Origin of the sequence: Geobacter sp. AOG1, assembly GCF_019972315.1 — a bacterium.
Classification (GTDB): Bacteria; Desulfobacterota; Desulfuromonadia; order Geobacterales; family Geobacteraceae; genus Geomobilimonas.
Genome location: NZ_BLIZ01000001.1, coordinates 1,841,099 through 1,867,898, shown reverse-complemented (window position 1 = coordinate 1,867,898; position 26,800 = coordinate 1,841,099). Strand labels below are relative to the sequence as shown.

The following is a 26,800-nucleotide window of genomic DNA, read 5'->3' as shown; positions in this document are numbered from 1 at the left end:
CAGATCATCGCCTTACCTCATGTCCCCGTCTGCGCACTGCCAGCCCACCAATTGCCGCTAGGACAACCATCCCGCACAGGGTCATTGCCACTCCAATTTTATATGAGACGGGTGAATAACGAAAGGTGACGGTATGCCTTCCTTGCGGGACGGAAACGGCCCGGTAGGCGTAGTTGGCCCGATACAGCTTTGCCTCCCGGTCATCTACCTGTACGCGCCAGTCCGGGGTATACAGGTCACTCATGACAAGAATGCCGGGTTTGTCGCTGGTGACCCGCAAAACGACTTCATCGGGGGCATACTTCACCTGCTCCACGAGATATCCTGCGGGAGGAAGGGACATGGCAGCGACCGGGGGCTGGGGCGCTTCATCCAATAAAACTTTTCTGCGGAAATCCATTTTTTTATCAAGCATTTTATCCAGCATCACCCTGCGGTCTGGGATGACCTCGCTGTCGTAGACCATAAATGCTCTCGGCAAGGCCTGCTGATTTTCGTAAATCGCGAAGTATCGATTTTCGAAAAGCATCTTGAACTTGTCCGGAGGGAGGTCACGCGGGGATATGACGTACCTGACGTTGAGGAAATCGACCAGCGGCCAATTTGGGTCCCACTGCTGCCGGGAATCGATCTGCCCGCCGACGCTCGGCCCTCCCTGGGCAAGATAGAGCTCCGAAAACCGCCGGTACACCGGCACATCGTAGCCGGCTACATCGGCAATCCCGTAGACTGCGCCATAGTTCGGATAAAAATATCCGTCAGTCGTCAGAATCCGGTAAAGTTGCTGCTCTTTTTTTTGCAGAAATTCCACCGCGGGAACAGACGGCAGGATCTCGGATTCTTTGACCATTGGGTTGTAACCCCAAGCCAGCGCACACAGTTCAAATACCGTCAGGGCAAACAACAGGCCGGGGAAGAAACGTGAAAAATGGGAAAAGCGCAGACTGACGAGATAGCCGAGGACGATGGCAATTGCAATGGCAAAGGGAAGGTACGTCCGCCATTGCTGTAACGCAAAGACCGAGTGAAAGATTTTATGGCCAAAGGTTCCGGGAGGGAAGGCGTTTGCAACGGTGCATTTAAGGATAAACATACTGAGAAAGAACAGGATGGTCGCCAGGATAACGGCTGCAGCGGCATAAAAGCCCTTACTCTTCCTTTGGGCGGATTTTAGCTGACAGAGAAAACTGTCATAGCCAAAGCCAGCCAGAACTGCGGCCAGAAAAACAAACGGAAGCCGCAATCTCTTGCTGGGAGCCATGGAAAATACCGGCAGATGACTGATGGCTTCAAAACCCGGGAGATGCCAGGCGACCCCTATACAGAACACAGCCAGGGCAGAAATGATAAGCAACGGCCTATTCTTTGAACCGGCAAAAAACGAACCGGCTACCAACGCCAAAGGAGTCAAACCGAAGTATGCGGATTGTTCGTTATAGTTCTGGAAGCTTGTGAAAGGCCAGATATAGCTGTGGTCCAGAGGGTTGCCGAAGAAATTCGGGCAGAGGAAAGTGACTGCTGTGGTAATGTTTTCAAGCCACTCTTGCGAATAGAAAAGACTTCCTCCCACATCCGAAGCCCGCCCGCCACGGGCAAATGTCGAGCTCTGCACCATGAAATCGAGAAATGGCACCAGCTGTATACCGCTGATTACGGCTCCGATAATTACGGCCAACAGGAAAGAGCCAAGGAACCCGGCTTTTCCCCGGAAACCTGACTCCAGAAACACCAATCGTGCCAGGAAGTAGAGCGAAAACACTGCAAGAATCTGGAACGTTGTCTCAGGATGTCCGCTCAGTAGCGACAGCCCCATGCCTGCTCCGAGCATGGCAGTTCGGAACAGGTTGTTTCGCCGCAGCAGTTTTTCGCCCGCCCACATCAGAAAAGGGAGACAAACCAGGACATTTGCCAGGGGAAACCCCACCCAAACTATCAGCGGCCCGGAAAAAGAAAAGGAAATGGCGGATAAAAGGGCTCCTTTATTTGAAATCCGCAGTTCGCGACAGAAGAAAAACGTGAACATACCCGCGAAGAGCAGATTGAAAATGACCCGGATGGTTGCTACCTTCCCCGGAGAGAGTACGCGAAGCAATAGATTTGGGGGATAGAACAGAGATGATTGGGAGTTGGCAACCAGCGCTTGGCCGGTAAAAATATACGGATTCCAGAGGGGTACATGACCTTCTGCCTGCATGGTTTTGGCAGCAATGCTGTGCCAAACGTAGAACTGTTCGATTTCGTCGCTTAATAGCGTATTCTGGGGGGGAAGAGGGGGGACGTTGTCCCGGTTATAAAGAAAGGGGTTGCTCGCCGGTATATCTCCCGGCACGATCACTTTTCCTTGGAAGAAAACCGGCCAAAACAGCACGCCGAGCGCGAGGCAGAGGCAAACCACTACATAACGTGTGTTGCTTGACTTAGGTGACTTGAACAAAGCGTCCACGCGCGAACCGCTTTCTCTGCAAAGATTGACAATAGTAGCCCCGACTCCTGTTCAGATCTCATGCCGGATCCGACCCAAAAGGCAGGTCATGTAACGCAAAGCTCAGTGAAAGGTGGTGTAATAAGAGGTGTACTGGTCAATCAGACGTCCATCCCAGTCGAATTCGGGCTTGATCACCATTTCACCCTTCTTGTCGATGTAACCGCACTTTTCCCCCACCTTTACCGGCGCGAGGCCGTTGACGAAGATGGAACCGGCTTCATATTTCGGTGCGATCACCATTTTCCCCTGCTTGTCCATATAGCCGATCTTCTTCTCCTGCACGACCGGCGCAAGCCCCTCGCTAAAAATTGTGGGAGAATCGAATTGCCGATCCATGATCTGGTTGCCCTTTGTATCAATCAGCACCCATTTACCATCCTTGCTCACTGCAGCAACCCCTTCGTTGAAGTTGGTGGCGTTGCCATACTGTGCAGGAATGACCAGCGCGCCCTTATGGTCGATAAATCCTACTTTGCCATATTTCCCATTGATCTTTACCCTGGCAAGTCCATCCTTAAACGCCCCTGCCTCGAAATATTGCGGTTCGATGATCATCTGTCCCGATTTATCGATGTAACCGCGCTGTTTGCCAATTCTTACCGAAGCAAGCCCTTCGGAAAAATAGGATGCATCAAAGAATCGGGGGGTGATGGCGAATTTGCCATCTTTTCCGATATAACCGGCCTTGTAACCGTCTTTTTCGATAACGACGACCGACGACAATCCTTCCGTAAAGGCAAAGGTAAAGACATAGCGCGATTCGGTGACCTGTTCGCCTTTCTTGTCGATGTAGCTCCACCTGTTACCGTTCTTGACCGCCGCTCTGTCTTCCTTGAAAATGGAACCGGCATCGAAGCGAGGCGGAATCACCATATTCCCCTTCACATCGATGTAACCGTCTTTGCCGTTCTGGCGCACGGCCGCCAGGCCCTCGGCAAAGATCGACGCATTTTCGTACTGGGCGGGAACCACCATTTGGCCATTCCGATCGCAGAATCCGTATTTCCCCTGGCTTTTCACCAGCAGGCGGTATGAATCTGCCTTCTCGGCAACTTTTGTTCCTTCACGTTGACATGCGGTACAAAGCAGCAGCGCCGCAAGGGCCAGTCCGATCATACGTCTCATGTGTCAGTTCTCCCGTCATTATCAAGTAGCTTGTTGAACATAGCAGTGAATTCGTCTTCAGTGAGACTCTTGTAAAATTCAGACCGGCCTGCAACAACAAGAAGCGACTCCCCCTCTTCTTCCCTCACGATGCCGATAACCTCTCTTCGGTAGAAAAGAAACCGCCAGACAACCGCCAGCGATGCGATAGCAAACCCCGCATAAATTATGGAGAGTCCCCGCTCCTTGAAGACCGAAAAGCGTACCCAGTACGGCAGTTCTTTCAGCATCAGCTGGTAGTCGGCAAACGCAAGGGAGCCACCTTTGGTCACGGTCCCCGTGGTGATCGTTTTCCCTTGCCGCTCCACGCTTATCATGAAGACCGGGTTTTTGAATTCCGCGGAATGACTGGCTGGCGCGCCATTTTTTATGTAGTAATCGGGATAGAAAACCGCCCGGAAATGATACCCCGCCAAGGAAAAGACGTCTTCCTTTCCTCCCATGACGTTCAGCTTCGTATACGCGCCATCGATTTCCTTACCTGACCGGTCCTGGACTACGAACAGCGGCGCCGGACCCACGGTGCTGACAATGAAGGAGGAGTTGTCGGCCTTGTAAGGGCGGTTGACATCGGCTTCGTGTTCCACTCCTCGGTCGTCCACCATGCGCACCTTGAGGCCGGTCGGCACCCCGCGGGTAAGCATGGGAAGAATGCTTTTAACCGTGAACGAAACCCTGGGAGGGGGGCCGATCTTCGGCATTTTGGGTGACGCAGTATAACGGGCCACTTCTCCCTGAAAAGTCTCTCCTTCAGCAAGATCGATCACGCCGGTGAACCTGGTATATACGCTGATCATCCCCCCGAGGAGGATGAGAAAGAAACTGATGTGAAAGAGCCCGAAGGCAATCGGTGAAAAGCGGTTTTTTACTCCGCAGAAGCCATTGCTGTCCCCTATCACGGCAAAGCCCCGCTTGCGCAGCAAACCAAGGATTGTCGAGCCGTCCATACCGGTTGGCAGTCGGTACGTGGCATGAAACGGGTAACCGGAAGCTGATTCAGGGTTTCCCGGTTGCCCTTCGGGAAGGGCTATTCGCTTCTTGATCAGGGGAATCCGCTGCCACATGACGAGCGCCAGGTTGATAAAAAACAAGACCCAGAGTGTCAGCATGAACGGCGAGGCGTAGATGGAAGTAAACCCGAACGTCTCGAAGAACGCTACCAGTGAGGGAGAGTTGTGTTTCCACTGACTATACATAGCCTGCGACAACAGGCTTCGCTGCGGAATCCAGAGCCCTGCCAGGAACATCACGCCGAGCAGGGAAATGAGCAGTAAAGTGAAACGGAGAGAACTCAGAAATTTTATAAATTTATTATGCATGGGGAAGGTATCGCAACCTGAAGCTTCTTGAAATGTAGTACGCCAATGAGGGATGAAGCAGAGCCGATGAGAGAGGAGAAAAGCTCAAAAAGCTCGTCCTTCATCAGCTCTCGCCTATCACTTCCTACCGCACCTGGAACGTGTGGATGCTGGAATCGACAACAAAGGTGACACCGAAAAACGAGATAATGACCGTGCTCAGGGCAGCAATTGCCAACCACGCCAGACGTTCATTCCGCCAGCCGAAAGTGATACGCAGATGGATGCAGATGCCGTAAGAGAGCCAGGAGATAAGCGACCAGGTTTCCACCGGGTCCCAGCTCCAGTAGCTGCCCCACAGGTCCTTGGCCCAGATGGCGCCGGCCGCGATCATGATGGTGTCGGTGATGAACCCGAATACCACATAGCGAAAGATCATCTCATCAAGACGATCCAGGGAGGGGAACCGCTCATAGGATGGATTCACGACGCCACTCTTCGAGCTCTTCCTTTTCATCAGGTAGAGAACTCCCGCAGCCATTGCCAGGGTATACGCACCGAATGCCAGCCAGGCGAAGTATACATGGATGTAAAGCCAGTAATTCTTCAGGCTGGCTGCCATGGGAGTAAGTACCGGATTGCGCATGACGCCGAAGCCCATCATTATGATCACCAACGGGACAGAGGCGGTGGCCAGCGCTTGCAGGGCCTTGTTCCGCCACCCCACAAAAAGGGTCCCTGCGATTATGAACCACCCCCCCATCATGGCGCTCTCGTAGTCACCTGACCAGGGAAGATGACCTTGAGCCTGGTAACGGGCGCAAATGGCGATTGTATGGGTCAGGAACCCGATCAGGATAAGGATCGTCATCTTCGGCATGAATCGGGGGTTCTTGAAGACGAAGGAATAGATGTACCCGCCGCTCGCCAGGGAGTAAATTACCAGGGAAATCCAGAAAAAAATCATTTCAAAATTCGACATAGTGGCTACCTTTATCCGTTCGTTTGTAGCGAATTGTAGGGAGAGTGCGTGCAACACCCATCTATCATAGCTGTCATTGCTTGTCCGAATCACTCAGCAACTGCAGGGTTTTCCTGCCAATGACCCTCACCTGGCACTTTTCCTCAGATCCTTCCAGCCAGATTCGCTGGGGCCGGATCATAATCCTGATGAACCCCCCGACAGCGGCGAGAACAGCTCCGATGATCAACATGACCCTATGCCTGCCGCGGGCCACGCGAATCTCGCTCCATTGAGCAAGCCCCTCCAATGAGGCGGTATACTCTCCCTGCGCAATCTTGTTTTTACCCCACAGCTTCAGTTCGGTATCGACAATTTTTTTCTTGTCCAATGTTGCCTGTATCTGAATCGCTTTGTCTTCCGGGTTCAGCCAGGCACTCCCCCCCACATTTTCAGACTGGGGATATTTGAGCGAACCGTAGTAACTGTATGCCCCCTTCTTTTGCGGGAGAGGAAGAAGTTTTACAAAATTCTCGTAAACAATGGACTTATCCTTTCTTATCATAATCAGGGCATCGAAGATAAACCTGGTCATATGGTAATCGAGTCCGCCATAGAGGAATGGTTTCCCGGGAGCGATGATGCCAGTAGCCAGTTCCTTGCGTTCCTGAGAGAGCAGGGCTATTTCCGTTGCCCCTTTTGGCCATTGGGGATTCGGCAGTATCTGCTTTTTTACCTGAAGCAGCGGCAATCGGGAGGCACCAGCGAGAGAACCCGCTTCAAATTGTCCAATCAGCCCCTTGCCATCAAGCGATATCGGCTCGCCAACACCCAACCGGCCCATAACCGAGTATTCACGCATGTAGTCATAAGAACCGAACAGGAGCAGGAGCAGCAGGCCGACATAAAGCAATGTTGTCCCCAGGTAGCCGAGGTCGCGTTTCTCCCCGTAATCGCCGGCAACAGTAAAATGAAAGCCGACACCGGTCAGAGCGGTCTGCAACTGTGCGGCCGGGCGGTCTATCTCAATTACACTCTTTGGCGGATGGTAGTCTGCGCCATAGCGGATGTCACCACGCATTCTCACCATGCGCCAGACAAGCCTTAGCGCAATGCACACGCAAAACAGCACGTTATTACCGAGGAGCAGATCCCCCGAAACGGGAAGACGCAGCTTAATTCTGAGCACGGAATATGCGGGTATGACCAGGAAAACCAGTAAGAAATAGGGAGAGACAAAAAATATCTTAGAAGCTCCGGAAAACTTGGTATTTTTGTTCATTCGCTCTGTCACTTCCTGAAATGGGGTAAGAGAAAAAATATGGTTCGTTCTATCGGCTTTTGAGGTAGCAAAACCTCAAAAAGTACACCCGGTTGTTTACCATACTTCAGCGGCACAAGCCAGTAATTTTAAGGGGTGGAAGGCCGCCTTGCTTCCAGGATATCCAGTGTTTCGTGGAAAACCCCCGCATGTGTTCTTCTCCTCCCTTCTGCACGGGAACAGGCATTAACAGCATCATGTTCCTGTAAGAAAACCATCTCCCGGCGTGGCAAGAAAACCCTCACCGGCAACCAGATACAACCTGCGCCCATGAAAAGCAAAGCCGCTGTCCAGACCAGCAGGACGCCATAGTCCTGTATGAAGTCAGTTATCACCATGCGCCTGAAATCGGGGATTGCCAGACGGAATCCCTCATGAACAAATTCCCCGCCAGTCGGAGCGTTCCCCCTGAAGAGGACCTCCTTCCCTTTCAGAACCGTGAACAGCAAGGTGAAACGTCCCGTCATATAGGGGTCGCTCCCGTCATCCGGTTTTACCATACTGAAGACGATCTGGTACGGAGTTCCGGGAATTTCGAGCCGGTCCTCTTTTCCCGGTGGATAGATATTCAATGCACCCTGGATCTCGCTGGCTGACTGCATCCCTGGCGCAGAAAAACGGATGACGGAGACAAATCCCAGGTAGCGGGGGTAGACGAAGTAGCCCCGATAGAGAGAAGGGGGATAGAGCTCGAAGACCTTTCTTCCATCCCCTGCCGTCGACGGAGCGACTTCCAGTCTAAGTTTTTTGTCGAGAATTACCCCGGAAGACGCCTCCAAGCGAATCCTCTCCACCAGACCGCCGCCTCCTTCCGCCGTGGGGATCGGTTCACCCTCGACAACGTTCATCCTGTGCGAACTGCGGTTTGTAAGACTGACCAGGATGCCGGTAAAGAGGCAAAAAACCGCGGCGAGGAAGAGCAGTCGAGTGGGAAAGATGCTGATCCCCCGCCAAGCGGCAAGCACGCCTTCCTTGCGGCGACAGTTGTAACCTTCTGCTTCAAGGCGTCCCCGCAATTCGGCAAATTCGGGTGACGCAGGCACGGCAATCGATTCATCGAACAGACCCGCAGGAGCGTCGTTCTCGTCACCGTTTTTTGCACGACGCCTTTTGAGATGCCTGTCCGTTTCCTTCAGCATCAGACACAGGCTGTTCAGGGGGATCAGGGCAAGAAGAACTACCAGAATGACGCTTTTGCGGGTAAATGCCATCAGGGCTATCAAAGTATCATCGGTCCCAAAGGCAATCCCGATATAGATAAGCAGGAAAACTCCGCACACAAGGGGTGGCACGGCTCGGGACGACAGTACTGCCCAGATTGCACTCAGCAGGCGTTTCACTTGCCCCCCTCCTTGATTCGTGCTGTTGCCTGAACAGTCATATTCCAGCTATTAATGATGGTCATACCGTCAATATGCACACCATCCTCTTTCACCGTGAACGGAACGGGGACGGGGTTGCACCCCCCCGGTTTCCCAACGGTTTCCAAGGGGATGAGCGTCTTGCAGTAATAGCAGATCACCGTTCCCTCTGCCTGGCCATAACCGTCCGGCTTGCAGATGGCGCAGGCGTCCAGATCCACCGTAAATTGTCCCGAGGGGTTCAACAGCACGAAGAAACGAGCCTCTTTTCCTCCCTGCTTGTAAAGGTATTTGTGCAACTTGCCATCCTCCAGGTTGATTTCTCCCTGTTTCGGAATGACTATCTCCCCCGCCGGGTTCGCCATGACAGGCACTGGCACCGGGTCCCAGTATTCCACGCTCGGGTAACTGCTCCGGTAGGCCGCGGCCGCAAAAACCAGCAGGGCAAGCAGGGGAACAACGAGCCGAAACCGCCGCTCCCTGATAGCGGCAGCCAGCAGCTTGCGCCGTTTCGCCCCTTGGCGGATATGTGCCACCGACGGCAGCAGCTCGAAGCGGATCGCCAGAAGAATGAGAACAACCGGGGTGAACCAGATGATCATCCCTCCCCAGAATCCGACTCCATTGCCGAACAGGAGCCCGATATAGCCCCAGAGATAGGTGCGGATGAAGAGGTGATCAGGAATCAGCATCGATTCAAAAAACTGGTGGACGAAGTCGTGGGCGAACTTCATTACCTTCATGCTCAGGGGAGAAAAGAGATCGAGGCGGATAAGAGAGGAAGCGCTGAATAACAGGAGTGCCACCACAGCGGCCATGAGAGCGGGCTGAGACACTGTCAGGTACGCCGGCAGCATCTTCTCTGCAGCCAAGGCAGCGAAGGCCAGGACCACGGCGACGAGGACAAGTAGTAGCAACGCCAGGATATTGCCACTGGGTGCGGGGAGCCGACAGGTGCAAATCGCTCCCGCGATGATGCTCGCCGTAAATGTAAAGATTACCGCATAATATGACGCATTGACGAGTTTTTCTCCCTGGAAGACATGAAATTCCCGCATGGTATTGCGGTACAGTGCAGCCACGGCAATGCCCCAGAGCAGGAGAAACACCCCCGCCACCACGCCCCTGATAATCCCGAACGAGAGTTCTCCCGGATATGAACGCAAAAGGGCAAAAGCCCCCACCACTCCAAGAGCAAACCCGGCAATGCCCGCAGCCGCCACGGGAAAACGCCGCCCGGAAAAGCCTCTCAGCAGGACCAGTACGATCCCGAACCAGGAAATAAGAAGGGGAATAAGCTTCACCGCAACCATCAGGACCTCATCCGCTCTTCGCGCACCAGCACTCCGTCATCGAGGTAGATGGTCCGGTCCCCCCAGGTGGCCACTTCCTGGTTGTGCGTTACCATGATAACGGTAAAACGCTCCTCTGCCCGCAACTCCTTGAGCAGTTCCATTACCATCACCGTACTCTTGTGGTCCAGATTGCCGGTCGGCTCGTCCCCCAGCAGCAGTTTCGGACTGTTGATAATCGCCCGGGCGATACAGACCCGCTGCTGTTCTCCGCCCGACAACTCACCCGGCCGGTTCTTCAGACGATGGCCTAGACCGACCCGTTCCAGAGCTGATCTGGCTTCGGCCTCATCCGGCACACTGTGAAAGTACTGCGCCAGCATGACATTCTCGACAGCCGTAAGGTAGGGAACCAGATGATGCTGCTGAAAAATTATGCCGACGAATTCCCTGCGGAAACGGGCCAGACCGTCTTCGGACAGCATCAGCAGATCTTCCCCACCGACCCTCAAGGAACCGGCACTGGGCCGATCGAGCCCACCCACCAGATTCATGAACGTACTTTTTCCGGAGCCGGAATGCCCCATGACGGAGAGCCACTCTCCCTCCGGAACCTGCAGGTCGAGAGGCTTCAGTGCGCAGATATCGCCGTAACTTTTAGTAAGCCCCCCGGTTTCAATAATCGCTGCTGCCATCTTCTATAACCCTTCCTTTGTGCATCAGTATGCGTCGAAACCCCTCATCACCCGGCAGAGGGGTGTGGGTCGCCATCACCAGGGTAGCCTGCGCATCGCAGACTTCCCGGATAATCATCTCCATCGCCTTCCTTTGCCAACCATCGTCCAGGTACGCTGCCGGCTCGTCGATGAGCAGTAAACTGGGGGAAAGGAAGAGAGCTCGGGCAAGGTTCAGGCGCCGTTTTTCGCCCCCCGACAGGGCAGCGGGAAACAGATCGAACATTTCCGCAAGTCCGAATGCTTCGAGAAGCCTCTCACCCCGGTCGATGGGAAAGTGGTCCCTACAGCGGAGAGCCGGCAGGAGAAGGTTCTCCATCACCGTCAATTCGGGGATGAAGACCGCTTCCTGGAAAGCATGGGCAACAGTTCCCCGCTGCCGGTCACTGGAATTGCGCACCTCTTTGTCATCCAGGGTGACACTCCCTGAGGTGGGTCGGGAAAGCCCGCCGATGACACTCAGGAGGGTTGTCTTGCCGCTTCCCGACGGTCCGTTGAGCACGCAGAGAGTGCCTCTCTCGATAACAAGGTTGACACCGTCCAGGGCACTAACGGTCCCGCCACCACCCGGCAACGGGTAGGATTTGCATACGTGCTGCAGTTCCACCCGCATCAGACGCCTCGCAGAAGATCAGCCGGTTCACGGCGCAGGAGGAGAAACATGATGATGACCGCCTCCACTGCCATGGTCCCCGCGAAAACCAGCCAGAGCCAAGGAAGACCCGAAAGGGCCAGGTCAAGCCCGCCGATCAGGAGCGGCATCCCGGCGGTCACGGCGAAATAGGAGGCGAAGAGCCGCAGCACGAAAAACGCACCAGCACTCCCCGCCACCATCCCTGCCAAGGAAAGGATGAAAGCTTCAGCGCCAAACAGGAGCATGATCACCCCCTTGCCACAGCCAAAGGAATGAAGCAGCCCCAGACTTGGCCGGTGCTCTCGCCAGTAAAGAAACTGGAGCGCCCCGCCGGCAAGCACGGCGAAGAGCCAGGCAGCTGCGGCAAGCGGCAGCTGTCCCCGGGCAAGTTTTTCCATCCTCAGTCTGTTTTCCCGGAAAAGCCCGGGAATCGTCAGCACCTTGATACCGGGATGCTGACGCTCAAGCAGTGACGCCATATCCTGCGGAATGACCGACGGGGCGAGCCGGACCAGCAGAATCGACGGATATCCCCATGGCACACGGAGCGAAACCCCGCCGCCACCCTTGGAAGAGCGTTCCATGACCGACACTCCATCCAGTGGGATGAAAACAGCATTGTCGAAATACCCCATGCCGCTCTTTTCCAGGCGGGCGGCCACGGTGAAGGTATGATTATAGAAACGCATGGCTGCGCCAGGCGCCTTCATAACTGAACCGCCGACCAGGATCGACTCCTTTCCCTCCTTTAACCGGACAACCGGACTCAGCCAGGGAAGGACAGTAAAGTCACGGGACGGATCAAAGCCGACCAGGAGGAGGTTCCCTGCTTCACAGCAGGAGGCCGGCGCGGATGAGAGAAAATATTGCGGTGCGACCTGCCTCACTCCCGGCATGGCGACAATGCTCCGTTCGATCCCTTCAGGAAGAGAAAAACGTACCGGGACCCCGCCGAAAAGCCCGGCCCCAAGGGGAACCTCTGCGCCCCGCGGCACCACCATCAGATCCGCCCCCAGGCGTTTCGCCCCCCTGGCTGTCGCCTCCTCGATACCGCTGCGCAACAGCACGACACTGGCCAGGAGGAAGGAAACCAGAACCAGCAGGAACCCCGTGGCAAAGAGCTTAAGGGGAGCCCTGACTGTCATTCGCAATGCTAGGCCAGCAAGGCCGAACCGTTCGCTCACACTCTTCTGCCCCCTGATCCTGCCACCAGCGCGACAACCGCCACCAAAACCTGTACCCCTCCGGTCAGCAGAACCGCCGGGAGGGTGCCCATACGGCACGGCATGGTGGCTGCCATGCAGACACCCGGCCAGACAAGATACAGTGGAAAGATTAAGCACGCGGCCCCAGCGGCGGCGAGCAACACCCCGTTCCTGGCGGGACCAGGGGAAAGCCGGAAAAGGGCCAGGACGGAGACCAGAGTCACCGCGCCGAGAAACAGCGTGATACTGCCGGAGGTATCGCAGTGCATCATTCCTCCCGACATCCGGTCAGCCTGATGAGCAAAACCACAGGTGGGGAAAAGCCACCGGGGGATGGCGACAAGAAACCCGCCGGTGACGGCAAGAAGCAGGGGTGCTGCAATGGTTTTCCGTGTGCGCTCGGTCATATGCTTATGTTACCAGTGATCCGATTACTCACCACGCAGGCTCCTGACCGGATCGAGCCGGAACACCGCTATCATCGGTCCGACACTCCCCAGCAGAGCAAGAAAGAGACTTACCCCCAGGGATATGCCGGTAAACCACGGAATAAATTCGGCTGAAGCTGAGAAAACTGTTCTGGTGATGAACTGGGCAATAGCACTACCGAAGATGTACCCGGCAAGCCCGCCCAATACCCCAAGTACCAGCGCTTCACCACAAAAGATCAGCATGACTTCCCACCGGGTTCCCCCCATCGCTTTCATGAGCCCGATCTCCTTACTCCTCTCCAGCACCGTTGTGCTCATGGTACCGGCCACGCTGCTTCCGGCAGAGACCAGCACCACCGCCGTTACCATGATCATCAGCAATTTTACCTTGGCGAGCAACCCCTCGGAGGTCCGGGCGGTCTGGCGCACCTCGTTGACTTTTGCCGATGGCAGAAGCAGCTGTAGGGCGGCAGCGCTCTTTTTGAGACTGTCACCGCCGGCGGTCACCATGAGCCGAACCAGCGTGAGTTGTCCGTCCAGGCCAAGCGCCTGTTGAAGTTCGGGCAGTGCCAGGAACAGCAGGCCATCTTCCTCCCCGCCGGAAGAAACAATGCCCGAGATACGAAGCCTCAGAGTTTGAGACTTCCCGACAAGTTCCAGCGTATCTCCCGTCGTGAGTTTCAGACGGGTCGCCAGATCACTGCCGACCACCGTTTCCCCGGCAGCGGGCCAGTTGCCTTTCAGCTGCCACCACGGGAAAAGACGGCGAATATCGGCAAAGTTGACTCCTTCCACCATGAGATCGGCATCTTTCCAGTGCAGGGCACCACGCAGATGAAAGGAGCGTTCCGCCTTCAGGCCGCTTCGTGCAAGGGCATCTTCCACCAGGCGCTGTTGCAGGTAGGCAGGTTCGCTGACAACGCCGAAATTGAGCCCTCCGCTTCCCACATCCAGACGGGCCGACTCGGGAATGACAATCAGGTTTGCCCCGTATTTACGTACCTCTTCCGCCACCCGTTTCCCCATGGAGGTCGAGACAATGCCGAGGGCCGTGGCCAGGCTCGACGCCATGGCCAGCACCGCCAGCAGAAGCACGGTACGTCCCTTGCGGTGGGCAAGTGCGCGCAAAACGAGTTGGAGAAGCCAGCGGCGCCTGTTCATGTTATCCTTTCAGGACTCGTACCGGCTCGATCAGGAGCGCCCGGCGAAGAGGGGCCACACTGCCGGCTATGGCGACGATAAAGGCCGAAACGATGGCGGTCGGGAAGAGCCAGAGAGGTGATGCGATGGTGGAGTTGAAGACCGTTCGGCTGATGATCTCGGCCAGTTGGTCACCGAGCAGGTAGCCGACCACTCCACCTGCCACTGAAATGATCAGAGTTTCCCCGACAAAAATGGCGCTGATCTGAAAACGGTCGGCTCCGACCGCCTTCATCAGGGCAATTTCAGGACTCCGCTCCGCCATGGAGGCCATCAGGCTAGTGGATACCGCGGTGGCAGAAGCCCCCAGAGCCAGCACGGTGAGGAACAGCATCACACTGTTCAGCTTCTTCAGCAGAGCTCCCTCGGCGCTGGCAATCTGCCAGATCGGTTTGGCACGGCTGCCGGCCATAACCTCTTCCACATTCTTGGCCACGGAGGTCACGTATGCCGTGCAATACCATTTCTCGTATTCATCCTTCGACATGGTGGCCGGATCTTTCTTGCCGAAATCATCCATCGGCACCGTAAGAGCGCTCACCAGAACACGAGACACCTTTCCCTGCCGTTGCAGAAGCGATTGAACGGTTACCAGGGGGGCGAACAACTGCTCCTCCTCATACCCACCGGTAGTGACGATTCCTGACACATGAAACCGCTGGGTTCTTTCCCGAACGGTCGTCGCCACCTCACTCCCGACACCAATTTTCAGCCTCCTGGCCAAAGCAGCGCCGACAATGGCTTCGTCTGCGGCCGCGGGCCAACTCCCCTGCACGTCCCACCAGGGAGCGATAACCTTTATTCCCTGAACCGTCGTTTCCTCCCCGGGCACTTCCAGTCCCTTATTAAACCAAGTTCCGGAAACAACCCCCCGCTCCGTCTTACCCCCGGCAGAAAATTCGGCGATGCCGAACAGGTAGGGGGTAAACCCGGTGATGTTGTATTTCCAGAAAACCGTCTTGATTCCCGGCAAGTCCTCTTCACGTAAGAAACCGCCACCTTCGACGGCAGAAGGTTCGATGAGAATATTTGCGCCATAGCTGCGAAGTTCCAGTGCCATTTTGTGAGAAACTTCGCCGGCAATGCCGAGGAATGCCGTGGCCACGGCAGCCCCCATGGTAATTGACAGAAAAACCAGGAACACCGCCTTGGGACGTTTGAGGAAGGAATTTTTGAGTATACGGAAGAGCATTACGTAGACCGGTAGATAAGGGATGCGGGTTGAGGGAATGACGAATTCAATTTCATCATGTCGGTTCTGCCTCTAATTGAGTTGAACGTAGGTCATCAACGGGAAAACCTTTGGTAACCTTATGCACCTCAATGCCATGGTCAAATGCCAAACAGTAATTTGTGACAGTGAAAGGTTATTTTCTTCCATCATCCCTCATCAGGTCTGCCTGCATTTCCGCCGGAAGCGAATCGCGCAGCTTAACTACTTTCGCTTGCATCCTCCGCCACGCGTAAATTCCCCAGACCACCGCCGTAAACATCATGACATGCTTCACCGCCAGCGCCGGCACTTGCAGCTTGTCGGCCGCATTGGCCCATTCGAAACTGGTATAGAAGATGGTACGCGGGACGCCGCCCAGGACTACCCACCAGAGGGCGAACTTGAAAAGTTTCTTCATTTGACGGTTTGTCTTCAGGAAGAAGAACGTCGCCTCGGGCGTGTCCATGGACGCCTGTATGCGCATGATGGCATGCAGAGCGAAACCGCTCCCCACTAACAACCCGGTTGCCATATCGTGGAGATAGTTGTTCATCATGATGGCAACGCCGAGTCCCGGACTGATCTGCATGGTATACATATCCTTTCGGTGTGCTTTTACACTTCCTTTGTTATCTGTTACTGCACATTGAAGAAATGCTGGCTGCTGCTGTTCACAAAGTTGACGCCGAAAAACGAGATAATGACCGTGCTCAGGGCAATAATCAGTAACCACGCCACCCGATACTCGCGCCACCCAAAGGTAACGCGCAGATGGATGGCAATCCCGTAGGTGGTCCAGGAGATCATGGACCAGGTCTCCACCGGATCCCAGCTCCAGTAGCTCCCCCAGAGGTCCTTGGCCCAGATGGCACCGGCCGAGATCATCAGGGTATCGGTGATGAAGCCGAAGACAAGGTAGCGAAACATCAGCTCATCCAGGCGAGTCAGCGAGGGGAACCGCTCAAAAGCGGGATTTGCCGGGTTCTTGCGTTTCAGCAGGTAGAGAACGCCAGCGGCCATGGCCAGGGCATAGGAGCCGAAAGCCAGCCAGGCGAAGTAAACGTGAATATAGAGCCAATTGCTCTTGAGATTCGCCGCCATGGGGGAGAGGGTCGGGTTGCGCATGACCCCGTAGCCCATCATGATGATCACCAACGGAATAGTGGCAGTGGCCAGTCCCTGCAGCGCTTTGTTATTCCAGGCAACAAGCAGCGTGACTGCGACAATGAACCACCCACCCATAAGGGCACTCTCGTAATCTCCAGCCCAGGGGAGATGACCAATTTCCACGTAACGGGCGCAGATAGCAGCGCTGTGGGTGATGAAACCAGCGACGATGAGCAGCGTCAGTTTCGGCAGGGGCCGGGGATTTTTGAACACGACGGCGTAGATGAATCCCCCTGCAGCCAGGGAGTAAATCACCAGCGTTATCCAGAAGAGAACGGTTTCCAAGTTTGACATCAGGTTGTGCCTTTTTCGTAAAAAACCCCCGGAGTCCGAAAACCTCGGAGGTCATTAATGGCTTGAATATCCTATAATAAAAGGTCCAATTTGCTGTTAAGTTTTATATCAGAAGCATCGGTAAATTAAAATAAAAAAAGCCGGCACAAGGCCGGCTTTAGTGCATATCATGGATTGAGTGGAGGGATCTTGCGATCCCTCCATCTCCTTTAGAGGCCTAGTACTTCAGAGGCCGTGTTACGAGTGCGTTGCCGGCCGTTGCTTCACGGACCGTCGGTTCAGCGGCGGTCGGTGTTCTGGTGGTGCCACCACCCATCGGATTTGTTCCCGCCACTGGTACAGATGTGCCGTGGTGTGAACAGGCACTGAAGCCAGCATTGCCATCAGTTCCGGTAAGTGCACTGTTGGTATAGCAGCCACCAGCCGGTTTCCCATCCGGAGTTAACAGGCTTGAGCCAGGAGTCGGGCCGGTCGCTGGTTGAGGAGACAGGTCTTTGCCATCCCAGCCGCCCGGAGGTGCATAGCGGTAGTTACCCATACCCGGCATGAAGCGGTAGGATTTCTGCGTTCTGCCGAGACCATCGACGTAGGTGTTGTCACCACCGTGGATGCCGCCGAAGCCGCTGCGGAGGGCGCTGTTATGGCAGTTGGTGCAGGCGATGCCGGTAATATTACCGGAGTTGGCATTGCTGCCGGTAATGAACGGTTCGGTCGAGCCGCCAGGCATCGGTGCCGTAGCACCCGGTGCAGGAATGAAATCATTGAATTGCGTTTTGTCTGGCTCCCAGGAATGCGCAAGACGCGTTGTAACGCCGATATTGTTGGCCGAGTCCGCGAGACACTGGATATGGAAGGCCGATACGGAGTGGGCAGTAGCATAGCCCAGAACCTGGTTCTTGTTCTGAACCGGGTGGAGTTGGCCAAAACCTGCACCGGCCGAGTTGAACGTGCCTTTGTTAAGACCTGCCACGTGACAGTTGAAGCATACATAGGTGAGGTTGTCATGCAGCGCATCGGTACCGAGGCTGTTACGCAGCAGGTACTCGTTGGCGGATCCGTGTGCGCCGATGGCAACAGGGGTCGCCGAACCATCAGCGCTCGTGGAGGAACCTTTTTTCCACTGACCGACGGTGTGGCAGTCGCCGCAATGAAGAGTGGAGTTGTCGGCGACGTTCTGGGTGGCGCCGAGCGGGATGTAGGTGGCTACGAACTTGCTTGCTTCGTAGAGGGTTGCTTCCCCTTCGCCCTTGGGCAGATATTGTGAACCGGTGATTCCTGAAGCTGCAAAACTACCGCTGCCATCGCCTACGGCTACTTTGTCGAGGGTGAAATCACCCGTCATCGTTTCGGCGAACGCGGCAGGATCAATAGCATTACCGTCGAGGTCGGTGTGCCCCTCAGCGATTTCGCTGGCCGCAGGCATCGGTTTACCCGTACGTGCAGCCCATGCTGCCGCATTGGCTGCAGTTGAGAAGCGGTACTTGTAACGCTGGCCGCTGACTGCATGGTGCGAAGCGTTGGTGGTAGTGAAGGCGGTCTTTACATCAACTACGCCAGCACGGGCCACCTGGTCATAACCGTTGGTCAGGGTATCGGCAAACGGGTTGGTAGCCGAGAAGGGGCCACCGAAGTTCTGGCCCGCCATGATTGCAGCGATACCAGCGCTGGTTGCGCCGTTGCTGTCATGGCAGGAGAAGCAGAAGTTGTCCATGTCGGTATGTTCGGTACCGCTCCAAGCGATGGCGGCATCGGTATCGGCATTACGCAGATAAATTTTGTTGTCTTTCATGTGGTAGGTGGCATCAACAACAACTTGGCCAGCTGCAGCACCCAGTTTGCCTTCCAGGTGGCAAACTACGCACTGTGCATTCGTGGGTGCGGCACCGGTGATGTGGTGCGATCTCTTGGAGAATTCACCAACGATGGCGCGAACGCCGCTGTTGTCAACCACCAGACCCGGCCCATGCTCCAGCGCTACAGCGTGGCAATCTACACAGCCAACACCACCAGTGCTTGCTAAGGTCGGTTGGGCACCGTGAACACCACTCGTGCTGCCTGCGGGAAGGTGGCAAGGGCCACATGTTTTATTAAAGTCCAAGCCTTTGACAGCCGCAAAAGGAACCTTGTTGATGCCACCGTCCCCATGACATGCAACATCACTGCACCGGCTACTGGCCAGCGGATCCGGGAAGGGGATCGGGCCGACGCCATTATGTTCGGCTCCGCCGCCATGACAGCCCTGGCAACCGGCTTCATCCGTGTTATGTGCCGAGTTAAGATATTCGGGAAGAAGTTGGGTCTTTGATATAGGGTCAATTGTGGTTGAATGACAGACCCTGCATGTTGCCTCGTCAACCTTCGCCACATTCGCTGCAGCGGTCCCTCCCTCCTTGTTGCCGGTACCGCAGCCGGTAAGCGCGGTCGCCAGCAGTGTCGCGAAAAGCAGTGCTGAATACTTCAGGCTTGTTCTACTCATGCTGTTTCCTCCTTGTGTTGGTAGGCTATTGGGACGTCAATACGTTCCGGGCAGATGACATTTTCTGCAGGTCTTGTCTCCTGCCTTGTCCCGGAAATTTTCCTTGATCCTGCCCCAGTTGCGGGGGTGGGGACTGGTCTTGCCGCTGGAGTGACACTGGATGCAGACATCACCTTCCGGATGACAGGTCTGGCAGGACTGAAGGTTGCGCCGTGCTTCGGTCGCATGCTCATGCAACGCAGGGGCATACTTCTGTCCGTCGGGGCCGAGCATCAAGTGCGACTTGATCCGCAGCTTTCCTTTGGGGAAACGGTCATGGCAGGCGGTGCAGTACTTCTGGTCATGGCAACGATAGCAATTCTGCGGGTTGTCCCCGGCCTTGATCGGATGAATGGTGATGAAGTCACTCCGGTGACTCTTGGGCACATAGTCGCGACCGAAGGTATCCGCCGACAGGTCGGCGTTGATCCCTCCACCCTTGTGGCAATCGAGACAGAACGACTGCGTATGGCATTGGGCACAGTTGTTGGTGGATTGCTTGACAAGCGTCCGGTGGCTCCGTAGCCAGTCCCCGACGTGGTTGGGTGCAATCCCTTCCGCCTTGTGGCAGTCATTGCATTCGGCGATCTTCATTTCGGCATATTCTTTGTGCTGCTGTTTCTGGGCCACGGCCTGCTGCACGTACAAGGCAGACATCAGCAGAAGCAGACAGACGAAAAGCAGTTTCTTCACAAGTGCACCCCCTTTCTAAAAGTCATAGTCGAATGTAACCCGTCCGGATGTGTTATGCCGGTACTGCGCGTTGACATCGGTCTGGATGCGCCCGGAAACAGCCACATTGTTCGCGACTTTGTATTTACCCCCCAGCCAGTATCGACGGGCAATTTCATCGTTGGTCAGAGAGTCCCGCTGGTAGACGTCGTAGGTGAAACCGCCGGCTATATTGGCCTTCTTGGTGATCGCATAGTCAGCGTCGATGATGACCCCGTTCGTGTTCCCATAGTAGCCGGTACGGTTGTCATACTCCACATTCACCTTGAGCGGCTCGAAAGGCCGAACCCCCAGTCCCACGTGGTAGACATTTGCTGCCGCACCCTCGCCATACCCCTGACGATTGTAGCCGGCATTGATCGATACCATGTCGTTAAAGGTGTAATCGACCCTGAACAGACCTTCCGCGTACTCGTTGACGGCAAACACCGAGTAGATGGAGGTAGTGTCGAAGGTGGCATAGCTTTGGTAGTACTCGCCGGTGAAGACCAGGCTTGACGTGGGGAAGTATTTCAACCCGGCTTGAACCTCGTTGAATGTTTCAGCAGTCAGGTCATATTTGGCATTCCCGTAAACCTTGAGGTTGTTCAGAAGGTACTGCTTGGCAGACAGACCCAGGATATCGCGGGCCACATTGCCATGATCCCATTTGCGGAACCAGCTCACCTCGGCATCGGTTTGCTTGAAGCCGGTCAGATAGGCTGACATGCCCAGGTCGGTGTTCCAGTTGTAACCGATCTCACCGTCAAGCCCGAAAATGACATCGCGGCCGCCAAACAGTGAAAAGCCCACCGGACCGATATTCTTGATATCGACCTGGAGGCCATCGATGATGGCACTCCCCGCAGCGACATTAACGAACTGCCGGCCGACTCGGATGTCGGCCTTATCGAACAGGTCGCGGTACTCGCCATAAAGGTAGTAGAGCCGCCCTGCTCCCCCTTCGCCATTGCTGAAATCCTGGGAGAGTCTGCCATAACCGTAGATGTTGAACTTGCCCGCCTTATCGATGTTGGTAACGGAAAGGCGGAGGTACTCGGCCGCTTCGAACTGGCGCTGCTCAATGAGTTCGTTATTGAACCACAACAGTTGGGTGGAGCTTCTGCCATGGATTTCCGCGGACCAGGCCGTGGTGGAAACCAGCAGAGACCCCAGGAGACACATGCGTGTTACCCATTTAATCCCCATTCAATCGGACCTCCTTTCTAAGTTGATCACATGCTGCCACTTGCGTCACGGTTCGTCGCTTGCATCCCTCCTTTTTACACGGTTTTTTTACATGTCTACTCATTCAGAACGCCTGCTACACGTGCCATACAGGAATATCCGCACGAACTCACGAATCACCAGCTCACGATCGGTGGACTTGTAGTTCTTCCGCCCCTGCAGTTCTTCCTGATTGAAATAATTGAAGCAGATACCATGGAACATTCGCGCGCCCTGCTCCAGGTCGAAATCCCCCAGACAGCCCCGCTGCTGCAGTTGGCGGAAACAGGCAACAAATCCGCCGAGCAGGTCATCCAGGAATGCATGATACACCGTGAAAAGCTTGGCCGGTGCGCGCTGCATTTCCGCCTGCATGATCCTCACCCAGTCCTTTCTCAGGACGAGATAGTCGATGAATCTTCCAGCGAGGGTGGTAAGCGCTTCCTCGCAGGGGAGAGCGGCAATCTCCGCGAGAAGCTGCGGCATAACGGAAACAAAGGTAAAACGGGACATCACCTCTTCGAGGAGCTTGTCCTTACTGACAAAATGACGGAACAGGGTCACTTCGGCGACCCCTGCCTCACGTGCTATCTCCTTGGTACAGGCGCCGGCATACCCCATCTCTGCGAAGAGCTTCAGGGCGGCACACAATATCCTTTCCCTGGTATCGGATTCGGGCTGGGTCCTGGCCAATTCGACCCCTTGTATGCAAAAAGACACTACTTTGATATATGAGCAGACGACTCTTTGAAGGTTAACATTAATTTACAGTATGACAACCCATGCTTCGCATAATTTCACAAAACTTGAAGCATTTCTCATCGAAACAATAAAAAGAATCCATGCAGCCAGCGGTGCAGTTTATGGCCATAATTGCAAGTACTTACTTACATCACGAGACAAAAAAATTTTGCGGTCGCACTTTCGCTTTAAATCGACCGATATGCAAACCTCAGTTTATCTAGCATAAAGCCGGCCAAATCACGTTAGCATTGGCACGCTTGTGCTTCCATGAGAATTTGTTGTTTGACATTAGACTGTTATAGCAATGCAACAAATGGCCACTGCAGTAACGCAAATATGTATAGATGTCATAAGACGGCATTACGGGGCCAGTTCATCGCCATTTACCCGCATAAAACGTCATTTCACCAAATGCACATTTCCGTGGAACAAAAGGGGGGAGACACTGGAATCAGCAGAAAGACAAGCAGACAGAAAATGGAGTGATAACTGTTAGTTGGCGACTCCCGGCCGCCGGGCCGGAACGAAGAGCAGCAGGAGAAGTCCCGCAAGGCAGGCAATGGCAGCGCCGCAGCCGAAGGCGACGTGAGGCCCCAGCCGTTGCCACAAAACGCCGAAGATGACACTGGCAGGCAGGGCACCGATGCCAATGGCGCAGTTGTACCAGCCGAATGCCGCGCCACGCTCGGCAGGGGCGGCAATATCCGCCAGAAAGGCCTTTTCCACCCCTTCGGTCAGTCCATAGAATAGCCCGTAGAAGGCAAAGAGGAGCCAGATGTGCAGTTCGGTGGTCGCCAGGGCGAATCCCACGTAGGCAAGGGCATAAACAGACCAGCCGGCAACGATTACTCCGCGCCGGCCGACCCGGTCCGAGAGTGCGCCGAACGGCATGGTGGCAAGCATTTTTATGAGGTGAAAGAAGGTCCAGAGGAGGGGGATGAGCGCCGGGGTCACGCCTAACTGGCTGGCCCGAAGCAGGAGAAAGGCATCGGAGGAATTCCCTAGGGTAAAAAGGAAGAGGATCAACAGGTAGGTACGCAGCCTCCCCTTGGGAATGGTGAACAGGAAGTGACCATCCTCAAGATGCCGTCGACCGGTTTCCCGGACTTTCAGGATTATGAGGAGCACCGCCAGGATGCCCGGTATGGCAGCGAGCCAGAATACAGTCCGCAGGTCGAGGGCAAACAAGGAAAGACAGGCGGCCGCCACGAGCGGACCGACAATGGCCCCGGCATGGTCCATGGAGCGGTGAAACCCGAAGGCCTTGCCCCGCACCCCGGCATCGACCGAATCGGCAATGAGTGCGTCACGGGGTGATGTGCGGACCCCCTTGCCAAGACGGTCGGCAAAGCGGATACCAAGGACGGCCAGGGGTGTCGTCGCCATGGCGATGAGCGGCCGGGCCAAGGCGGAAACGGTGTAGCCGGTCAGTACGAGCCCCTTGCGGCCCGGCAACCGATCGGAAAGGATACCGGAGCCAAGTTTCAGGAAGGATGCAGTGGATTCCGCCACCCCCTCAATGATACCGAGAAACGTCGGCCCCGCACCGAGCACAGTAGTCAGGAATAGGGGGAGGAGGGGATAGATCATCTCGCTGGATACGTCGGTGAAAAAGCTGACGAACCCCAGCACCAGGACATTGCCCGTAATGCCGCGGAACATCCCCCTGTTCATTCATCCTCTCCTTTGAGCCTGAGCGCCTCGTCATATACCGCACTGCGGGTTTGACCCGTTTCCAGCGCAACACGCTTTACTGCATCCTTCAGTGAAACCCCTTCCGCCAGGCAGCGCCTGAGCAGTTGGGGCACAGCCTCCGCCGGCGGCGCTTCGGGAGCATCCGCAGGAGCAACCAGGATCACCACCTCCCCTTTGATCTGCCGCCCCTCAAGTTCGGCAAGGACAACAGGGAGCGTACCACGGACGAACTCCTCATATATTTTCGTCAGCTCTCGGGCCACCACCACCTCTCGCGCACCGAGCAGCTCCTGCATATCCTCCAGGGTGGCAAGGAGCCGATTGGGAGACTCATAAAAGACCATCACGCGCTGCTCGGCGACCAGTGAGGCAAGCTTTTCCCTTCGTTTTCCTGCGCGGTTCGGCAGAAACCCGGCAAAGATGAAGGCATCGGTAGGAAGTCCGGCGGCAGAGAGGGCGCAAATGGCGGCAGATGGCCCGGGAACCGGAACCACGGTTATTCCCGCGGCTACCGCATCCCGCACCAACTGATAGCCCGGGTCGGAAATACAGGGAGTGCCTGCGTCGGAGATGAGCGCCACCGACTCCCCTCCCTGCAGGCGCTCCAGGAGGTAGTTCCCCTTGAAGTTCTGGTTGTGATCGTAATAGGAGGTAAGAGGGCGTGAAATACCGAAATGGGTCAGAAGCTTGCGGGAATGGCGGGTATCCTCGGCAGCGACAAGGTCCACCTCTTTGAGGATGCGGACTGCCCGGAAGGTCATATCCTCCAGATTACCGATGGGAGTGGCTACTATGAATAACGTTCCTGATGGCATAGATCGTCCAGGAAACGCGATTTTTTCGCAAGGTCAAGGCGATCGAGGGATGACGCGGAGACGTAGTACCCATAAATCGGGCATAAACATCGCTACGTCGCACAAGGAATCGCGAAGATCAACGCAGAGATTGCGGAAAAAGCGCGTTTCTATTTCCCCCAGTCGCGGGAGTAGCGGAAATCCCGGTCTATGGTCCTGTTGGAGACCTTGGCAATGACCGGCAGGCGGCGCTTGAAATGGGAGTTCTGCACCTTGGCCTGGATCTTGTCGATAAATTCAGCCGCAAATCCCTTGGCAAGCAGTTCATCACGGCTGTAGCGCAGGTCGATCAAGTGGTAGAGGAGTTCGTCAACCTCCCGGTAGGTGAAGCCCAGTTCCTGTTCGTCGGTCTGTCCGGCCCACAGGTCGGCGGAGGGTTTCTTGTCGATGATGACCCGGGGCACCCCCATCGCTTCCGACAGCTGCCAGACCTGACTCTTGTAGATATCACCGATGGGGTTGAGGGCACTCGCCATGTCGCCGTAGAGGGTGCCGTAACCGAGGAGAAGTTCGGTCTTGTTGCTGGTGCCGAGTACCAACGCGGACCAGGCCGCCGAATGGTCATAGAGTATGGTCATCCGCTCCCGGGCCATCTTGTTCCCCCGCCGCATGTTGTCGGCGTCGGGATAGCGTGCGAAATAGGCATCCACCATCGACGTTATTTCGATCACATCGTGGCGTATCCCCAGCTGCTCCGCCGCCAGACGCGCGTGAGCTTCGCTCTCCGGGTTGCTGGTCCGGTACGGCATGATGATGGCCTGGACATTCTCGGGGCCGAGAGCCTCGGCCGCCAGAAAAGCGACTAGGGCCGAGTCGATGCCACCCGAAAGGCCGAGCACTGCCCGCGTGAGACCGACCTTCCGCACCTCCTCGCGAATGAACCCGACCAGGATCGTCCGCATGAGCGTCGTATTCATTCCAAGACTTCCCATCAGCATCCCCTTTCCCGGTCAATCCGTTCAAGTTCCTTGAGGGTGACGGACAGGCTCTCGTCCCGCATCAGGGGGGAGAATATCCGCTCGCGGCGCAATTCCCCCTCTTCGATCCGGGCCATTACCAGATCATCCTCAAAGAGCTTGCCCCGGGCTGTCACACTTCCAGCGGGGCTCACCACCTCCGACCCTCCCCAAAAACTGACACCGTCTTCGTAGCCAACCCGGTTGCAGTAGAGCACCCGGCAGTTGAAGAACATGGCAGTTGTGGCGGTCAATTTCTGCCAGGCAGACGTGGAACCGAGGCTTTCGTCTTCGCTTACCCCCCGACCGGGGCTGCTGGAGAGACAGAGGAGCGTGGTGGCACCATCCATGGCAAGAACATAGGGGGCCGACAGGTGCCACATATCCTCGCAGATGAGTATCCCCAGCCGGCCGAACCGGCTGTCGAAGGCGCGGAATCGTTCCCCCCGGGCGAGGTAGCGCTGCTCGTCGAACATCCCATAGGTGGGAAGATAGACCTTGCGGTGCACATGCCTCAGTTCCCCGCCATCGAAATAGAGGGCCGAATTGAAGAAACGGTAATCGGAAGAGACCTCCACGCAGCCGATAACGATGGCTATGTGACGGGAGAGTTCCTTCAGCCGAATAATCTCGGGTGCGTCGAGGCTCAAAGCGACATCAGGCACGAGGTCCTTGAGAAAATACCCCGTCAGGGCCAGTTCCGGGAAGAGCACCAACCCGGCTCCTGCGTTGACTGCATCGGCCACAGCCGCTTCCGCCAGTGCCAGGTTGTCGGCAACACAGCCGAGTTTCGGCTTGATTTGTGCCAGTGCAACGGTAAAATCCATGGTCGTCTCCGCATTTTTCGTCAACTATTACCACAGGGACGGGGGTATTGCAACGATATGCACGGCAAAAGACGCTGTGCTCAGGGGAAAATTCGTTTTTGTATCCGGCAACCGGCGCAGGGGTCAATACGCAAGGTCGAAGGCATTGCGAATATGGTCGATGACGGGGACCTGGTGGTCCAACAGGAGGATAGCGATCACGTCAAAGCGGGCATTGACGTCATGCCGGTGGTTTTTCGCCAGCCATGTCAGAGCCGCCTTGGATATCTGCCGCTGCTTGAAGGGTGTGACGCTCAACTGGGGTGGACCGTAGGACTCACTGCGACGGCTCTTGACCTCAACGAATACGATGGTCCCTCCATCCCGGGCCACGATGTCCACCTCACCCCCCTTGCAGCGGAAGTTCCGCTCCAGGATGGCAAATCGCTGTCCCCTCAGGTAGGCTACGGCGATCCCTTCCCCTCGCTCGCCGACGCTTTTGTTGTCCGAACCCGCCTCACCTTTCACCTTT

Annotated in this window: 24 protein-coding genes; all 24 read right to left on the bottom strand. The window is 55.7% G+C overall.

Annotated elements, in window-relative coordinates:
* Nucleotides 1–4: 4 nt before the first annotated feature.
* Nucleotides 5–2,443: a YfhO family protein gene (locus LDN04_RS08595; RefSeq protein WP_223908890.1), complete on the bottom strand. Its 2,439-nt coding sequence runs from the start codon at nt 2,441–2,443 to the stop codon at nt 5–7.
* Between the two features lie 102 nt (nt 2,444–2,545).
* Nucleotides 2,546–3,610 (bottom strand): WG repeat-containing protein, encoded by a 1,065-nt coding sequence (locus tag LDN04_RS08590; protein WP_223908889.1) that lies wholly within the window; start codon nt 3,608–3,610, stop codon nt 2,546–2,548.
* Nucleotides 3,607–4,968 (bottom strand): cytochrome c biogenesis protein ResB, encoded by a 1,362-nt coding sequence (locus LDN04_RS08585; protein ID WP_223908888.1) that lies wholly within the window; start codon nt 4,966–4,968, stop codon nt 3,607–3,609. The genes LDN04_RS08590 and LDN04_RS08585 overlap by 4 nt, the downstream gene beginning before the upstream one ends.
* 124 nt (nt 4,969–5,092) lie before the next feature.
* Nucleotides 5,093–5,929 carry a cytochrome c biogenesis protein CcsA gene (ccsA, locus tag LDN04_RS08580; protein ID WP_223908887.1) on the bottom strand — a complete coding sequence of 279 codons (837 nt, stop codon included), beginning with the start codon at nt 5,927–5,929 and terminating at the stop codon, nt 5,093–5,095.
* A 73-nt stretch (nt 5,930–6,002) separates the two neighbouring features.
* Nucleotides 6,003–7,190, bottom strand: a complete 1,188-nt coding sequence (locus LDN04_RS08575; RefSeq protein ID WP_223908885.1) for a cytochrome c biogenesis protein ResB — start codon at nt 7,188–7,190, stop codon at nt 6,003–6,005.
* Between the two features lie 128 nt (nt 7,191–7,318).
* Nucleotides 7,319–8,569 carry a hypothetical protein gene (locus LDN04_RS08570; RefSeq protein ID WP_223908882.1) on the bottom strand — a complete coding sequence of 417 codons (1,251 nt, stop codon included), beginning with the start codon at nt 8,567–8,569 and terminating at the stop codon, nt 7,319–7,321.
* Complete coding sequence (locus tag LDN04_RS08565; RefSeq protein ID WP_223908880.1) at nt 8,566–9,903, bottom strand: DUF2318 domain-containing protein; 1,338 nt, start codon at nt 9,901–9,903, stop codon at nt 8,566–8,568. The genes LDN04_RS08570 and LDN04_RS08565 overlap by 4 nt, the downstream gene beginning before the upstream one ends.
* The gene (locus LDN04_RS08560) at nt 9,903–10,577 is read right to left on the bottom strand and encodes an ABC transporter ATP-binding protein (RefSeq protein ID WP_223908878.1); all 675 of its coding nucleotides are present in this window, start codon (nt 10,575–10,577) and stop codon (nt 9,903–9,905) included. Before LDN04_RS08560 ends, LDN04_RS08565 begins: the two co-directional genes overlap by 1 nt.
* A complete protein-coding gene (locus LDN04_RS08555) occupies nt 10,558–11,229 on the bottom strand; it encodes an ABC transporter ATP-binding protein (RefSeq protein WP_223908877.1) in 672 nt (223 codons plus the stop codon). Before LDN04_RS08555 ends, LDN04_RS08560 begins: the two co-directional genes overlap by 20 nt.
* Nucleotides 11,229–12,434, bottom strand: a complete 1,206-nt coding sequence (locus LDN04_RS08550) for an ABC transporter permease (protein ID WP_223908876.1) — start codon at nt 12,432–12,434, stop codon at nt 11,229–11,231. Before LDN04_RS08550 ends, LDN04_RS08555 begins: the two co-directional genes overlap by 1 nt.
* Nucleotides 12,431–12,862: a DUF4418 family protein gene (locus LDN04_RS08545; RefSeq protein ID WP_223908875.1), complete on the bottom strand. Its 432-nt coding sequence runs from the start codon at nt 12,860–12,862 to the stop codon at nt 12,431–12,433. The genes LDN04_RS08550 and LDN04_RS08545 overlap by 4 nt, the downstream gene beginning before the upstream one ends.
* A gap of 24 nt (nt 12,863–12,886) precedes the next feature.
* Nucleotides 12,887–14,047, bottom strand: coding sequence for an ABC transporter permease (locus tag LDN04_RS08540; protein WP_223908874.1), 1,161 nt, complete (start codon nt 14,045–14,047; stop codon nt 12,887–12,889).
* A 1-nt stretch (nt 14,048) separates the two neighbouring features.
* Entirely contained in the window at nt 14,049–15,278 is a 1,230-nt protein-coding gene (locus LDN04_RS08535) for an FtsX-like permease family protein (protein ID WP_223908872.1), read from the bottom strand.
* A 175-nt stretch (nt 15,279–15,453) separates the two neighbouring features.
* Nucleotides 15,454–15,888, bottom strand: coding sequence for a hypothetical protein (locus LDN04_RS08530; protein ID WP_223908871.1), 435 nt, complete (start codon nt 15,886–15,888; stop codon nt 15,454–15,456).
* A gap of 47 nt (nt 15,889–15,935) precedes the next feature.
* Complete coding sequence (gene ccsA / locus LDN04_RS08525; RefSeq protein ID WP_223908869.1) at nt 15,936–16,760, bottom strand: cytochrome c biogenesis protein CcsA; 825 nt, start codon at nt 16,758–16,760, stop codon at nt 15,936–15,938.
* A 217-nt stretch (nt 16,761–16,977) separates the two neighbouring features.
* Nucleotides 16,978–19,236, bottom strand: coding sequence for a hypothetical protein (locus tag LDN04_RS08520; RefSeq protein WP_223908868.1), 2,259 nt, complete (start codon nt 19,234–19,236; stop codon nt 16,978–16,980).
* A 36-nt stretch (nt 19,237–19,272) separates the two neighbouring features.
* Entirely contained in the window at nt 19,273–19,968 is a 696-nt protein-coding gene (locus tag LDN04_RS08515) for a cytochrome C (RefSeq protein ID WP_223908866.1), read from the bottom strand.
* A gap of 15 nt (nt 19,969–19,983) precedes the next feature.
* A complete protein-coding gene (locus LDN04_RS08510; RefSeq protein WP_223908864.1) occupies nt 19,984–21,195 on the bottom strand; it encodes a hypothetical protein in 1,212 nt (403 codons plus the stop codon).
* 99 nt (nt 21,196–21,294) lie between these two features.
* Nucleotides 21,295–21,906 (bottom strand): TetR/AcrR family transcriptional regulator, encoded by a 612-nt coding sequence (locus tag LDN04_RS08505; RefSeq protein ID WP_223908863.1) that lies wholly within the window; start codon nt 21,904–21,906, stop codon nt 21,295–21,297.
* 543 nt (nt 21,907–22,449) lie between these two features.
* Nucleotides 22,450–23,619, bottom strand: a complete 1,170-nt coding sequence (locus tag LDN04_RS08500; RefSeq protein ID WP_223913361.1) for an MFS transporter — start codon at nt 23,617–23,619, stop codon at nt 22,450–22,452.
* 8 nt (nt 23,620–23,627) lie between these two features.
* On the bottom strand, nt 23,628–24,467 hold the full coding sequence (gene rsmI, locus LDN04_RS08495) for a 16S rRNA (cytidine(1402)-2'-O)-methyltransferase (protein ID WP_223908862.1): 840 nt from the start codon (nt 24,465–24,467) through the stop codon (nt 23,628–23,630).
* A 149-nt stretch (nt 24,468–24,616) separates the two neighbouring features.
* Nucleotides 24,617–25,438: an NAD+ synthase gene (locus tag LDN04_RS08490; RefSeq protein WP_223908861.1), complete on the bottom strand. Its 822-nt coding sequence runs from the start codon at nt 25,436–25,438 to the stop codon at nt 24,617–24,619.
* Nucleotides 25,438–26,289, bottom strand: coding sequence for a nitrilase-related carbon-nitrogen hydrolase (locus tag LDN04_RS08485; RefSeq protein ID WP_223908860.1), 852 nt, complete (start codon nt 26,287–26,289; stop codon nt 25,438–25,440). Before LDN04_RS08485 ends, LDN04_RS08490 begins: the two co-directional genes overlap by 1 nt.
* 123 nt (nt 26,290–26,412) lie before the next feature.
* Nucleotides 26,413–26,796, bottom strand: coding sequence for a YraN family protein (locus LDN04_RS08480; protein WP_223908857.1), 384 nt, complete (start codon nt 26,794–26,796; stop codon nt 26,413–26,415).
* Nucleotides 26,797–26,800 lie beyond the last annotated feature (4 nt).